Origin of the sequence: Pandoraea anhela (assembly GCF_902459655.1) — a bacterium.
In the GTDB taxonomy this organism is placed as follows: domain Bacteria; phylum Pseudomonadota; class Gammaproteobacteria; order Burkholderiales; family Burkholderiaceae; genus Pandoraea; species Pandoraea anhela.
In genome coordinates this window covers 258,147-272,007 of the sequence record NZ_CABPSB010000006.1, presented here as the reverse complement: position 1 = coordinate 272,007, position 13,861 = coordinate 258,147, and the positions used below count along the sequence as shown (strand labels likewise).

General features: G+C 64.3%; 14 protein-coding genes. 11 read left to right on the top strand and 3 right to left on the bottom strand.

Annotated features, from left to right (window positions below):
• The first annotated feature begins 32 nt into the window (after positions 1–32).
• From PAN31108_RS11475 to PAN31108_RS11425, 11 genes are all read left to right on the top strand, one after another.
• Positions 33–1,667 carry a methyl-accepting chemotaxis protein gene (locus PAN31108_RS11475; protein WP_150668977.1) on the top strand — a complete coding sequence of 545 codons (1,635 nt, stop codon included), beginning with the start codon at positions 33–35 and terminating at the stop codon, positions 1,665–1,667.
• Positions 1,668–1,815: 148 nt separating this feature from the next.
• A complete protein-coding gene (locus tag PAN31108_RS11470; RefSeq protein ID WP_150668976.1) occupies positions 1,816–2,757 on the top strand; it encodes a CheR family methyltransferase in 942 nt (313 codons plus the stop codon).
• Position 2,758: 1 nt separating this feature from the next.
• On the top strand, positions 2,759–3,433 hold the full coding sequence (cheD, locus tag PAN31108_RS11465; protein ID WP_150668975.1) for a chemoreceptor glutamine deamidase CheD: 675 nt from the start codon (positions 2,759–2,761) through the stop codon (positions 3,431–3,433).
• Positions 3,430–4,509: a protein-glutamate methylesterase/protein-glutamine glutaminase gene (locus PAN31108_RS11460; RefSeq protein WP_150668974.1), complete on the top strand. Its 1,080-nt coding sequence runs from the start codon at positions 3,430–3,432 to the stop codon at positions 4,507–4,509. Before cheD ends, PAN31108_RS11460 begins: the two co-directional genes overlap by 4 nt.
• A gap of 132 nt (positions 4,510–4,641) precedes the next feature.
• The gene (cheY, locus tag PAN31108_RS11455) at positions 4,642–5,040 is read left to right on the top strand and encodes a chemotaxis response regulator CheY (RefSeq protein WP_042113604.1); all 399 of its coding nucleotides are present in this window, start codon (positions 4,642–4,644) and stop codon (positions 5,038–5,040) included.
• A 53-nt stretch (positions 5,041–5,093) separates the two neighbouring features.
• Complete coding sequence (gene cheZ, locus PAN31108_RS11450) at positions 5,094–5,717, top strand: protein phosphatase CheZ (protein WP_281350062.1); 624 nt, start codon at positions 5,094–5,096, stop codon at positions 5,715–5,717.
• Between the two features lie 318 nt (positions 5,718–6,035).
• Positions 6,036–7,187, top strand: coding sequence for a flagellar biosynthesis protein FlhB (gene flhB / locus PAN31108_RS11445; protein ID WP_150668972.1), 1,152 nt, complete (start codon positions 6,036–6,038; stop codon positions 7,185–7,187).
• 3 nt (positions 7,188–7,190) lie between these two features.
• The gene (flhA, locus tag PAN31108_RS11440) at positions 7,191–9,296 is read left to right on the top strand and encodes a flagellar biosynthesis protein FlhA (RefSeq protein WP_150668971.1); all 2,106 of its coding nucleotides are present in this window, start codon (positions 7,191–7,193) and stop codon (positions 9,294–9,296) included.
• On the top strand, positions 9,293–10,552 hold the full coding sequence (gene flhF, locus PAN31108_RS11435; protein WP_150668970.1) for a flagellar biosynthesis GTPase FlhF: 1,260 nt from the start codon (positions 9,293–9,295) through the stop codon (positions 10,550–10,552). Before flhA ends, flhF begins: the two co-directional genes overlap by 4 nt.
• On the top strand, positions 10,545–11,408 hold the full coding sequence (locus PAN31108_RS11430) for a MinD/ParA family ATP-binding protein (protein ID WP_150668969.1): 864 nt from the start codon (positions 10,545–10,547) through the stop codon (positions 11,406–11,408). The genes flhF and PAN31108_RS11430 overlap by 8 nt, the downstream gene beginning before the upstream one ends.
• Before the next feature lie 35 nt (positions 11,409–11,443).
• A complete protein-coding gene (locus PAN31108_RS11425) occupies positions 11,444–12,172 on the top strand; it encodes an RNA polymerase sigma factor FliA (RefSeq protein WP_150668968.1) in 729 nt (242 codons plus the stop codon).
• A 162-nt stretch (positions 12,173–12,334) separates the two neighbouring features.
• Here PAN31108_RS11425 and PAN31108_RS11420 read toward each other — a convergent pair whose 3' ends face one another.
• The 3 genes from PAN31108_RS11420 to flgM all read right to left on the bottom strand — a co-directional run bounded on the left by PAN31108_RS11420 (position 12,335) and on the right by flgM (position 13,797).
• On the bottom strand, positions 12,335–12,799 hold the full coding sequence (locus PAN31108_RS11420) for an NUDIX domain-containing protein (RefSeq protein ID WP_174994936.1): 465 nt from the start codon (positions 12,797–12,799) through the stop codon (positions 12,335–12,337).
• Between the two features lie 204 nt (positions 12,800–13,003).
• Entirely contained in the window at positions 13,004–13,462 is a 459-nt protein-coding gene (locus PAN31108_RS11415) for a flagella synthesis protein FlgN (protein WP_150668966.1), read from the bottom strand.
• Positions 13,459–13,797, bottom strand: a complete 339-nt coding sequence (gene flgM / locus PAN31108_RS11410) for a flagellar biosynthesis anti-sigma factor FlgM (RefSeq protein WP_150668965.1) — start codon at positions 13,795–13,797, stop codon at positions 13,459–13,461. The genes PAN31108_RS11415 and flgM overlap by 4 nt, the downstream gene beginning before the upstream one ends.
• Positions 13,798–13,861 lie beyond the last annotated feature (64 nt).

Here is a 13,861-nt window from a genome sequence, read left to right as displayed (position 1 = left end):
GCCCCGGCAGGCGGGTGGTGGAGGGTCGGATCATGATGCAGTTGAGTCTCAAGGCAAAACTCTGGTCGGCGCTCGCGCTGATGTGGCTGGGTCTTTTGATTCTCGGCGGTTTGGCCGCCTGGCATGAGCGCGGCACCATGGCATCGGAGCGTCGCGCATCGGTGGAGAACATCGTGACGAGCGCCGACGGCATCGTGCGCGACTACGCCGCACAGGCGGCCGCCGGCAAGATGAGCGTCGAAGACGCGAAGCAACAGGCGATGGCGCGCCTGAAGGCCATGCGCTACGGTGAGGGCGGCAGCGGTTATGTGGTGATCTTCGACACCCGGCCGACCGTGCTCATGCACCCGACGCTCGCCGATCTGGTGAACAAGGACGTCTCCACTTACAAGGATTCGAACGGCAAGCTGCTCTATGTCGAGATGGCGCGCGTCGCCAAGGACAAAGGGTCGGGCTTCGTCGAATACTTCGGGCGTGTCGCCGGCAGCGACAAGCGTCTCGCCAAACTCTCGTTCGTGAAGTACTACGCGCCGTGGGATTGGGGATTGATGAGCGGCGTGTACGTGCAGGACATCGATGATGCGTTCTATAGCACGCTCGCCCGTTTCGGCATCGCTTTGCTCGTGATCGGCGCTATCGTCACGGCGGCGATGGTGATCATCATCCGCAACGTGCATCGCAGCCTCGGCGGCGAACCCGAATACGCATCGGAGATCGCGCATCGCATCGCCGGCGGCGACCTGCATAGCCATGTGAGCGTGGCGCCGGGCGACACGCAGAGCCTGCTCTACGCGATGCAACGCATGCAGCATACGCTCGCGGAAACCATCTCGCAGATCCGACAGGGTACCGAGTCGATCACCACGGCCGCGCATGAAATCGCGGCGGGCAACACCGATCTGTCGGCACGCACGGAACAGCAGGCGGCGTCGCTGGAGGAAACCGCGTCGTCGATGGAGCAACTGACGGCGACCGTTCGCCAGAACGCGGACAACGCGCGTCAGGCGAGCCAGCTTGCCGTGAACGCGTCCGAGATCGCTACGCGCGGCGGGGAAGTCTCGGGGCAGGTCGGCGAGACCATGGACGGTATCTCGGCCAGTTCGAACAAGATCGTCGACATCATCGGCGTGATCGACGGCATCGCCTTCCAGACCAACATTCTGGCGCTGAACGCGGCGGTGGAAGCGGCGCGCGCGGGCGAGCAGGGGCGCGGTTTCGCCGTGGTGGCGGGCGAAGTGCGCACGCTGGCCCAGCGCAGTGCGGCTGCGGCGAAGGAAATCAAGGCGTTGATCGAGGACTCGTCGCGTCGCGTGCAGGACGGCACGGCGCTGGTGGCGCGTCAGCGTCAGACGATGGAAGAGATCGTGCAGGCCGTCAAACGTGTGACGGACATTATGGGCGAGATTTCGGCGGCGTCTGCCGAGCAGTCGAGCGGTATCGAGCAGGTCAATCGCGCGGTCACGCAGATGGACGAAGTCACGCAGCAGAACGCGGCGCTGGTCGAAGAGGCGGCGGCCGCCGCCGGGGCGCTGGAATCGCAGGCGCACGAGTTGCGCGCGGCGGTATCGGTGTTCCAGACGGGCGCGGCGGTGAGCGCCGGCAGCGTTCACACGCTCGGCACGACGCGCCGCGAGCCTGCGTCACAACCGATGGCCCGGGCGGCATGAGATGAGCCGGGGTGAGCCGGGGTGAGCTGAAGTGAGCCGGGTGGGCCATGACGTCAGGACACCGCAGGCTTAGCCGTTACGACGTTGGCAGTTGAGTAGTGCAAATGGGGATCGGCGCTCACGTGACGCCGTGACAAAGTGAGACACCATGACTGATTCGCGCAATACCTCGCATCTGACGCGTCGCGGCGCCCCCGGCACCGACGGCGACGCTGGCTCGCGCGGCGCGGATTTCGCGCGCGCAAGCGGCGCCGCCCTCTCGGGCGAGCGCGACTTCGCGTTCTCGCTGGCGGACTTCAGCCGTATTCGCAACCTGATCTACCAGCGCGCCGGCATCGCGCTGGCCGAGCACAAGCGAGAGATGGTGTACAGCCGGATTGCTCGCCGTCTGCGCGCGCTCGGCATGACGAGCTTCACCGAATACCTCGACATGCTCGAAGCGGACACCGGCGACAGCGAGTGGGAGTCGTTTACCAACGCGCTGACGACGAACCTCACGTCGTTTTTCCGCGAGTCCCACCATTTTCCGTTGCTCGCCGACTTCGTGCGCCACCGCGCCAAGCCGATTTCGGTATGGTGCTGTGCGGCATCGACGGGCGAGGAGCCGTATTCGATTGCGATGACCCTGGTCGACACGCTCGGCTCGCGACCGAATGCGAGCGTGCTGGCCACCGACGTCGATACGCAAGTCCTCGCGCGCGCGTCCGCCGCCGTCTACAACGGCGAGCAGACCGGCAAGCTCACGCAGGAACAACTGCGCAAACACTTCCTGCGCGGCACCGGGGCGAATTCGGGGAAGATCAAGGTGCGTCCCGAGTTGCAGCAACTGGTCACGTTCGAGCCGCTCAACCTGCTCGCACCGTCGTGGCAGATCGGCGGGCCGTTCGACGTTATCTTCTGTCGCAACGTGATGATCTATTTCGACAAGGCCACGCAGGCGCGTATTCTGGAGCGCTTCGTGCCCTTGCTCAAACCGGATGGCCTGCTGTTCGCGGGGCACTCGGAGAACTTTACTTACGTGAGCCGGGCGTTCCGTCTGCGTGGGCAGACGGTGTACGAACTGGCTGGTGCGGGCGCACGGGGAGCCTGACATGGCACAGCCACTGGCCGAAGCACTGGCGACCAACCATTACTTCGACAATGCGTTCAACACGCAGGCGGTGAAGTTGCTGCCCTCGGAGTATTACGTCACGACGGAAGACATCATGCTCGTGACGGTGCTCGGTTCTTGTGTCGCCGCGTGTGTGCGAGATAACGTCACGGGCATTGGCGGCATGAACCATTTCATGCTGCCCGACGATGGCGAAAGCGAGCGAGACCGGTTACTCTCGGCGTCCATGCGTTACGGCGCGTACGCCATGGAAATGCTCATCAACGAGCTGATCAAGCTCGGTGCGCGGCGCGAGCGACTGGAGGCGAAAGTCTTCGGCGGCGGTGCAGTGCTCGCGGGCATGACCACATTGAATATCGGCGATCGCAACGCGAATTTCGTGTTGCGCTATCTCGAGATGGAGCAGATTCGCGTGACTGCGCAGGATCTGCTCGGACCGCATCCGCGCAAGGTGTGCTTCTTGCCGCGCACCGGGCGGGTGATGGTCAAGAAGCTGGGCGACCGGGGCGATCCGGCCATCGTCCAGCGGGAACAGGCGTACGCGCAGCGTTTGCGTGCACGCGAAGTACGGGGCTCCGTAGAACTCTTTGCGCCACCGGCCAGAAATGCCAAGCCTCGGCCGGGGCCTGACAACCGAAAAATGGAGGAGGCTTGAGCGAACCAATCAAAGTCCTGTGCGTGGACGATTCCGCACTCGTGCGCAGCCTGATGACGGAGATCATCAATGCGCATCCGGACATGACCGTCGTGGCGACCGCACCCGATCCGCTCGTGGCGCGTGATCTAATCAAACAACATAACCCGGACGTGCTCACGCTCGACGTCGAAATGCCGCGTATGGATGGCCTGGACTTCCTCGAGAAGCTCATGCGCCTGCGGCCGATGCCGGTGCTCATGGTGTCGTCGCTGACCGAGCGGGGCTCGGAAGTGACGATGCGCGCGCTCGAACTCGGCGCGGTGGACTTCGTGACGAAGCCGCGTCTGGGGATTCGGGACGGCATGCTCGAATACGGCGAGATGATTGCCGACAAGATTCGCGCTGCCGCTCGCGCCCGCGTGCGCAGCGCCCCGCCCAAGAGCGCTACGCCGGCGCCGGTGGAAGCCGCGCCGATGCTGCGCAATCCACTGGTCTCGACGGAGAAGCTGATCATCATCGGCGCGTCGACGGGCGGCACGGAAGCGATTCGCGAAGTGCTCGTGCCGATGCCGCCGGACGCCCCGGCGATTCTGATCACGCAGCACATGCCGGCAGGCTTCACCAAGTCGTTCGCGCAGCGCCTGAACGGGCTTTGCCGCATCACGGTGAAGGAAGCCGAGCATGGCGAGCGTGTGTTGCCGGGTCACGCGTACATCGCCCCGGGCGGCGACACGCACCTGCAACTCTCGCGCAGCGGCGCGAACTACGTGGCCGTGCTCGATCCGGCGCCGCCGGTAAATCGACATCGGCCGTCGGTCGATGTATTGTTTCGCTCCGCAGCCGTGCACGCCGGACGCAATGCGATCGGGGTGATTCTCACGGGCATGGGCCGCGACGGTGCGGCGGGCCTGGTGGAGATGCGCCGCGCCGGTGCGCACACCCTCGCACAGGACGAAGCGAGCTGCATCGTGTTCGGCATGCCGCGCGAGGCCATTGCGATGGGCGGCGCGGAAGAGGTGGTGCCGTTGCACGAGATGGCCCGAAAAGTGCTTCATCAGGTCGCAAAATTCGGCGAGCGCACGCAACGGGTATAGTTCGGTTTTTGGCGTTTTTTCGCCGTATGGTCCGCAGCGATTTGCGTCCACACTCAGGGCACTGAGTGACGGTGGAATTTGCCCGTGAATATCGTCGGCCCCCTGCGCGGGGCCGGCAGAATTGGAGTGATGATGGTTGATAAGAACATGAAGTTCCTGGTCGTCGACGACTTCCCGACGATGCGTCGCATTGTGCGAAACCTGCTCAAGGAGCTGGGTTTCTCCAATGTCGACGAAGCGGAAGACGGCGCGGCGGCACTGGCCAAGCTGCGCGGTGGCAGTTTCGAATTCGTGGTGTCGGACTGGAACATGCCGAATATGGACGGCCTGACGATGCTCCAGCAAATTCGCGCCGATCCGAACCTCTCGAAGCTGCCGGTGCTCATGGTGACGGCCGAAGCCAAGAAGGAAAACATCATCGCCGCCGCCCAGGCTGGCGCAAGCGGGTATGTGGTCAAGCCGTTCACGGCGGCGACCCTCGATGAGAAGCTGGGCAAGATCTTCGAGAAAATGGAAAAAACGGGGGCCTGAACGTGACCCACGAGTCGAGCACTGAATGGCCGGGTGAGCCCAGCGGCGCTTACGTGACCGGCGAGGCGGATCCGGCGGAGCGCATGCTCATGCGCATCGGGCAGTTGACGCGCATGCTGCGCGACAACCTGCGCGAACTCGGTCTGGACAAGCAACTGGAGCAGGCCGCGGAGGCCATTCCCGATGCGCGCGACCGCCTGAACTACGTCGCCACCATGACCGAACAGGCGGCGGTGCGGGCGTTGACGGCGATCGAGCTGGCCAAGCCCATTCAGGACCGCCTCGAAGCGGACGCCAACGCGCTCGACGAGCGCTGGGCCAAATGGTTCGACCAGCCGCTCGAACTCGACGACGCCCGCAAGCTCGTCACCGAAACCCGCACTTACCTGCGTCGCGTGCCGGACGACACCCGCGCGACCAACAACCATCTGATGGAAATCATGATGGCGCAGGACTTCCAGGATCTGACCGGACAGGTCATCAAGAAGATCATGGACGTGGTGCAGGAGATCGAGAAGCATCTGCTCCAGACGCTGCTCGAGAACATGCCGCCCGAGAAGCGCAAGGAAGCCGAAGACTCGCTGCTCAACGGGCCGCAGGTCAAGAAAGAAGGCCGTACCGATATCGTGGCCGACCAGGGACAGGTCGACGACCTGCTCGCGAGCCTCGGTTTCTGACGTCTGCCGGGTCCGCGGCCGGACCCGCAGCACGACGTCCGGGCGCGCGCACGCCGGCACGTCACGGCGTGTGCCGCGCTATCCTCACCATCCTCACCGTCATGCGCGCGGCATCGTCGCCGTCAGCCCCCGACCGGCGGGCGACATCCCTGCCGAAGAGGGCTTTTCCCTACATTCACGCCCCCGCTCCGGACCTTGGCGCGAAGTCTGGCCCAATATACCGCCTAATCCCGCCTCTATTCCCCCCTTTGTGACTTGACGGTTACGGCCATAATCGGTCGCGATAGGGTGGGTTCGTCCGCCCGCTGTGGATAGGGCATGGCAGAGGAAAGCGATCTCGAAAAGTCGGAATCACCGACCCCCCGGCGCCTTGAGAAGGCGCGCGAGGAGGGTCAGGTCGCGCGTTCGCGCGAGCTTTCGACGTTCGCTTTGCTGGCCGCCGGCGTGGCCGGCATGTGGATGACGGCGGACCGCATCTCGCAGGGCTTCGCCCAACTGATGCGCCACGGCATGCAATTCGAGCCGGGCACGGCCATGGATACCCGTCGCATGCTGTCGTACGCCGCGCACTCGGGCGCCGACGCGCTCATGGTCATCGCACCCCTGCTCGGCTTGCTGGTGATTGCCGCCATCGCCGCGCCGATGGCGCTCGGCGGCTGGCTCTTCACGACCAAATCGCTCGCCCCCAATTTCGGCCGCCTGAACCCGCTCAAGGGGTTGACGCGCATGTTCTCCACGCAGGGACTCGTCGAGCTGGTCAAGGCCGTGGCCAAGACACTGCTCGTAGGGGCGGTGGCGTACTGGGCGATTGCGCGCGACAAAGACGCCGTGATGGGGCTGATGACGCAGGCGCCGCGCGCCGCATTGCCTTATGTGGGCGAAATGATCGTGGTGTGCTGCGCGTTCATCGTGGCCTCGCTGTTGCTGGTGGCGGCCATCGACGTGCCGTTCCAGATCTGGCAGCACTACAAGAAACTGCGCATGACCAAAGAGGAAGTGCGTCAGGAAAACAAGGAAACGGAAGGCGATCCGCACGTCAAAGCGCAGATCCGCCAGTTGCAGCGTCAGGCCGCGCGCCGCCGCATGATGCAGGACGTGCCCAAGGCCGACGTGATCGTGACGAACCCGACGCACTTCGCCGTCGCGCTCGAATACAAGGACAGCATGCGTGCGCCGCGCGTACTCGCCAAGGGCACCGATCTGGTTGCGCAGCGTATTCGCGAGATGGCGGCGGAGCACCGTATCCCGATCCTCGAAGCCCCGCCGCTCGCGCGTGCGCTGCACCGTCATGTGGAAATCGGTCACGAAATCCCGGCCACGCTTTACACGGCCGTGGCCGAGGTGCTGGCGTGGGTCTTCCAGCTTCGCCGCTGGCGTACCGAAGGGGGGATCGAGCCGATGACCCCGTCGGACCTGCCGGTGCCGGCAGAACTCGATGCGCCCCGGCGCCTCGGGTCGAAACGAGTGTAACGAATGAACCTCAACCCACGCGCGAACCAGCTGCTGCGTACGTCGCAATTGCTCCTCGGCGGCAATTTGAAGTCGCTCGCCGCGCCGGTGCTGATCATCATGATTCTGGGCATGATGATCCTCCCGCTGCCGCCGTTCATCCTGGATCTGCTGTTCACGTTCAACATCGCCCTGGCGGTGATGGTGCTGCTCGTGAGCATGTATACGCAAAAGCCGCTCGACTTCGCGGCGTTCCCGAGCGTGCTGCTGTTCTCCACGCTGCTGCGCCTGTCGCTGAACGTGGCGTCCACCCGCGTGGTGCTCCTCGAAGGCCACACCGGCCCGGACGCTGCCGGCAAGGTGATCGAGGCCTTCGGTCACTTCCTCGTCGGGGGCAACTACGCGGTCGGTATCGTGGTGTTCATCATCCTCGTGGTCATCAACTTCATGGTGATCACGAAGGGGGCGGGCCGTATCGCCGAAGTGGGCGCGCGTTTTACTCTCGACGCCATGCCCGGCAAGCAGATGGCGATCGACGCCGACCTCAACGCCGGTCTCATCGGCGAAGAGGAAGCCCGCAAGCGCCGCGCGGTGATCGCCCAGGAAGCCGACTTCTACGGGTCCATGGACGGTGCGTCCAAGTTCGTGCGCGGCGACGCGGTCGCGGGCTTGCTGATCATGCTGATCAACATCATCGGCGGCCTGATCGTCGGGGTGGTCCAGCACAATCTGGACCTTGGCACCGCCGCCAAGAACTACACGCTGCTGACCATCGGCGACGGTCTCGTCGCGCAGATCCCGGCGCTGGTGATCTCGACGGCCGCCGGTGTGGTCGTCTCGCGCGTGGCCACGGACGAAGACGTCGGCCAGCAGGTCGTCTCGCAACTCTTCAGCAATCCGCAGGTACTCGGCATCACGGCGGCGATCCTCGGCCTGATGGGCCTGATCCCGGGCATGCCGCACTTCGCCTTCCTGGTGCTCGCGCTGGGACTCGGCGCGCTTGCCCGCTGGCAGTTCCGCAAAGCGGCGGCGGCCAAGGTGCAGGCGGCGCGTCCGGCGCCGGTGGCGGCGCAGGCGCCGGCCGAAGTGGCCGAGGCGTCGTGGGACGACGTGGCGCTGGTCGACCCGCTCGGTCTGGAAGTCGGCTACCGTCTGATTCCGCTCGTCGACCGCAATCAGGACGGCGAACTGCTCAAGCGCATCAAGGGTATCCGCAAGAAGTTCGCCCAGGAAATCGGCTTCCTCGCGCCGGTGGTGCACATTCGCGACAATCTGGAGCTTCGGCCCAACCAGTACCGGATCACGCTCAAGGGGGTGATCATCGGCGAAGGCGAAGCCTACCCCGGTCAGTTGCTGGCCATCGACCCGGGGCAGGTCAGCGCGCCGTTGCAAGGCACACCGACGCGCGATCCGGCCTTCGGGCTGCCCGCGACATGGATCGACGTCGGTCAGCGCGATCAGGCGCAGGCGTACGGCTACACCGTGGTCGATGCGGGCACTGTGGTCGCCACACACCTGAATCACCTGATCAACGCTCACGCGCACGAGTTGCTCGGACGTCAGGAAGTGCAGCAGCTCATCGAGCGTATCGGCAAGGACGCGCCGAAGCTCATCGAAGACCTGGTGCCGAAGACCATCGCGCTCACCACGTTGCAGAAAGTGCTGCAGAACCTGCTCGAAGAGCAGGTGCCGATTCGCGATATGCGCACCATCATCGATACCATCGCCGAACACGGCGCGCGCGTGCAGGATCCGTACGACCTCACGGCGCTGGTGCGTCTGTCGCTGGGCCGTGCGATCACGCAGAGCGTGTTCCCGGGCAGTGGCGATCTCGAAGTGGTCGGGCTCGACGCCAATCTCGAACGAATTCTCACGCAGGCGTTGTCGGCGGGCGGCGGCACCGGTCTGGAGCCAGGCCTTGCGGACACGCTGCTGCGTGAAACCCAGGCAGCGGTGGCGCGTCAGGAGCGTCAGGGCTTGCCGACGGTACTGCTGGTTCAACATCCGCTGCGTTCGCTGCTCTCGCGCTTCTTGCGTCGCAGCTTGCCGCAGCTCAAGGTTTTGTCGTATGCGGAAGTGCCAGATACCCGTAATGTGAAAATGACGGCACTCATCGGAGGTCAAGCGTGAAGATTCGGAAATTCTTTGCGGGCACGTGCCGCGACGCACTGCGCCAGATTCGCGAGGAAATCGGACCCGATGCGGTCGTGTTGTCCAACCGTTCGGTCGCCAACGGCGTCGAGATCGTGGCGCTGGCCGAAGAGGATCTGGACGCACTGGCCGGCGGCGATCTGCCGACGCATCGTCCGCGCCCGCGTCCGGCTGCACCCCCGGTGTCCGCCGCGCAGACGACGGCGGCGAACGACATGGCGGCGGCGAGCGCCTTTGCGCAATCGATGATGGGCGAGCTTCAGAGCATGCGCGGCTTGCTCGAAGAGCAGGTCGCCGGGCTGGTCTGGAACGACAAACAGCGCCGCTCCCCGGCGCAGGGCGAGATTCTGCGCACATTGCTCGCGGCAGGCTTCTCGGCGCAGCTTGGCCGGGCGCTGCTCGAACATCTGCCCGAAGGCAGCGACCGGGAAAACGGTCTCGACTGGGTGAAGAATGCGCTCAAGCGCAACCTGCCCATCATGCCGAACGAAGACGAGTTGATGGATCGCGGCGGGGTGTATGCGCTGATGGGGCCGACCGGTGTGGGCAAGACCACCACGACGGCCAAGCTGGCGGCGCGTTGCGTGATGCGTCATGGCGCGGAGAAGCTCGCGCTGCTCACGACCGACAGCTATCGTATCGGCGGCCATGAGCAACTGCGCATCTACGGCAAGATTCTCGGTGTGACGGTGCACGCGGTGAAGGACGCGACGGACCTGCGCCTGGCGCTGACCGAGTTGCGTAACAAGCACATGGTGCTGATCGACACGGTCGGCATGAGCCAGCGCGATCGCACGGTGCCGGAACAGGTCGCGATGCTGTGTGGGGCGGAGACGCCGGTGCAGCGTCTGCTGTTGCTCAACGCGACGAGCCATGGCGACACGCTCAATGAAGTGGTGCACGCCTACCGCAGCGCCAGCGCCGAGGGCGGTGGCGATCTGGCCGGGTGTATTCTGACGAAGCTCGACGAGACGACCAATCTCGGGTCGGTGCTCGATACGGTGATCCGCCACCGTTTGCCGGTGCATTACGTTTCCACGGGACAGCGCGTGCCGGAGAATCTGCACGTGGCCGACCGGCAGTTCCTGATCGACACGGCGTTGTCCGCGCCGGTCACGGGGTCGCCGTTCGTACCGTCCGAGGAAGATCTGCCGGCAGTGGTGCGTGGGGTCGATCCCAACTACAGCGGGCTGTTCGCGCCCGCGCAACCTTCAGGCGAGGCCTGCTTTGGTTAAACTCGTACTCGATCAAGCTGAGGGGCTGCGCCGTCTGGTGGCGCGCCATACCACCCGTATCGTCGCGGTGGTGGGAAGTGCGCCTGAGGCCGGTCAGACGAGTGTTGCGTTGAATCTGGCCAGCGCGCTGGCCCATCACGGTCAGGATGTCGTGCTGGCCGACGAGAGCGGCCATGCGGCGCCGGCGCTCGGCCTGCCGCTGCGCGGCGACATCCATGACGTGATTGCCGGACGCGTGTCGTCCGATGCGATTCGCGTACACACGCGTGACAACGTAGTGCTGGTGCCGGTGGCGCACCGTCACCCTGAGCGTATCGATCCGCAGCGTTCGCTGCCTTTGCTGACGGCGGGCGAGCCCGACGTCGTGGTCGTCGATTGCACACATACGGGCGGGGTGTTGAGTCCGCTCGCGGCGCATGCGCACGACGTGCTCGTCGTGCTGGGGTGTGAGCCGGCGGCGATCACGGGGGCGTATTCCTGGATCAAGCAGGCGCATTTCGAGTATGCGCTGGCGCAGTTCCGGGTGTTGGTGAATCGCACCGAGGATATGGAGGCACGGGTGGTATGCCGCAATCTCGCCACCACGGCGAGCCGTTATCTGGCGGTGTCGCTGGAGTTGGCGGGTCATGTGCCGTCGGATCGGCAGGTCGTGCGCGCGCGGCATCTGACGCGCACGGTCGTCGATGCCTTCCCGATGGCGCCGGCGGCGGTGGCGTTTCGTCAATTGGCGTCGCAGGTCACGCATTGGCCGCTGGCCATGCGAGAGACGGGGCGCACGGGGATCGACGATATCGGCGGCGATCGCGGTGGCGAGATGACGCATGGCGTGGGCGCGGTGAGCGCACACACGGTCTGAGTCACGGCACGCGTCGAGAGGAAGCGGAGGGAAACATGTATACCGCGCGCGGGAAGGTCGACACGAACGACACGCTGACCCAATACGCGCCGTTGGTGCGCCGTCTGGCGCTGCAATTGATGGCGAAGCTGCCGGCCAGCGTGGAGTTGGAAGACCTGATTCAGGCCGGCATGCTGGGGCTGCTCGATGCGGCGAACCGGTATCAGGAGACGCAGGGCGCGCAGTTCGAAACCTATGCGAGCCAGCGCATTCGCGGGGCGATGCTTGACGAGTTGCGCGAGCTGGACTGGGCGTCGCGCGGCATCCGCAAGACGGCGCGCGAGATCGAGAAGGCGGTGCAGCGTTTGGAGCAGCGTCTGGGGCGGGGACCGTCCGAGAGCGAGATTGCGGGCGAGATGTCGATCGGTCTGAGCGAGTATCAGCAGATGTTGCAGGACGTGCACGGCTGCCAGCTCATCTATTACGAAGATTTCGAGGCGGCGGATGAGGAGCCGTTCATCGACCGCATCTGTGCGGACCCTGGTGCGGATCCGCTCACGATGTTGCTCGACGAGGGGTTACGCGGCGGCGTGATCGACGCCATCGACCGCCTGCCGGATCGTGAAAAGTTGCTGATGAGTCTGTATTACGAACAGGGCCTGAACCTGCGCGAAATCGGCGCGGTGCTCGAAGTCAGCGAGTCTCGCGTCTGTCAGTTGCACAGCCAGGCGATTTCGCGACTTCGCGCCACGTTGCGTGAGAAGGCGTGGACGTCGGCGAATTGAGTTAACGTTGCGTCGGCGCAATGCCGAAGCCGCTCACGAACCCTCGGTGAGATAAAAGCTCCCGAGGGTTTTTGTTTTATCCCGGTGTTACATCAGGTGACGCGTTAGACGGGGTTCGTTGTGTCGGGACCGCCGATGAGGGGGGGGTAGCGTCTTTGCGTCTCACCAACGCTCGGACTTGGGACAGAGGCCCCGAAACTCGGAAACGCGCTGGCGCGTCTTTGGCGATGTACTTTCCGGCAGAGCGTCGATGGGGAACCAGCCAATTTCGGCGATTTCGGCCGCGTCGCCAATACGTGCGGTACCGGAAAACTCTCGAATCACATATAGAACCGGATAGTCATCGCGATTCTCACTATTGCTGAAGTACGCGTTGAAGAGTTGTACCTCACCTGTGATTTGCAACGTGGTCTCTTCGAAGACTTCGCGTCGCAAGGCTTCCATCAATGTTTCACCCGCATTCACGCCCCCGCCAGGCGTGAACCATCCGTTCAGGTAGGTATGCCTGACAAGCAAGACGCGATCTGACTCGTCGATGATCAATGCGCGCACGCCGACGGTTTTACCGCCACCGATCCGACGAGCGAAATTGCGTAAAGACGAGATCATCCATTTGACCAAAGGCATCAAGAAATCCGCTCCAGTTCCGGGTAAAGGAAGCAACTCAGCATGCTCAGGGCATTTTCCAACAGGAACGAATCGCGTGCGCATTCCACCGATGCGAGTGCGCTGGTCATCGAAGCTGCGCAGAAGGGGGAGCCTGAATCGGCTGGCGCGCCTCAAACTCGCACTCAGCCAAGGCAGAGTGCTTGGTTAGCGCCGGTTGATTCGTCAGGCCGTAACGCTTCCCCCGCTCGAGCGCGGGGTGGTGCGGCCGTCGGGGCCGTAGAGCGGGGCATTGTTGCCCGGGCCGTAGAGGACGTTGAGCGCCTGTTGCGTGTAGGTCAGGCGCGTATTGATGAGCAGGCCGTTCGTGTCATTGGCGCGTTTGGCCAGCGCGGCTGCGGCGAGCAAGGCATTCCAGGCGGCGTCGATGCGCACGTCGGTGGCGGCGGCTGCCGTCGCCCCGGCTTCATCCGGCGTAAAGCCCAGTGCCTGCAATTGCGCATCGCGCTCGCGGCCCAGCGCCGAGAGTTCCACGACGGCACGCGTCTTGCGCTCGGTCAGTTCCGGCAGCGCGTCCAGCGTGCCGCTCACCAATGCCTGCTGTTCTTCCCCAAGCAATGCCGAAAACGTACCGATCGCGGTCGTTTCGGCAGACAGGGCGTTCAGCAGGGCTTCGGTTGTCATGAATTCGATTGCGCAGAGAGCAAATCGCGTGCGGTCGCAATGAGACCGTCCGCAATCCTGGATGTGTCGATGGCCAGTTGGCCGTTGGCGATCGCCGCCTTGATCGCCGTCACTTTCGCAACGTCGATGTCCGCCGTGCCCGTTTGTGCCAGCGCTTCCTGCAAAGCACGCATCTCCGACGACAATGCGCTCGTGCTCACGCTCGCGTCGCCGCCGACAGTCGTCGCAGGCGTAATCGTTACGTCAACATTCACAGAGCCGGTCGTCGTCCGATCGGTCGTCGCCTTGCTCGCGCCGACGCCAGTCAACGGATTGGCGGGTGGTTCGATTTTCATGTGCTTTCCCCAGAAACCTGCCTGTGTAACGGCATTATCCGCCATAACTTTAGGCAAGTAACAT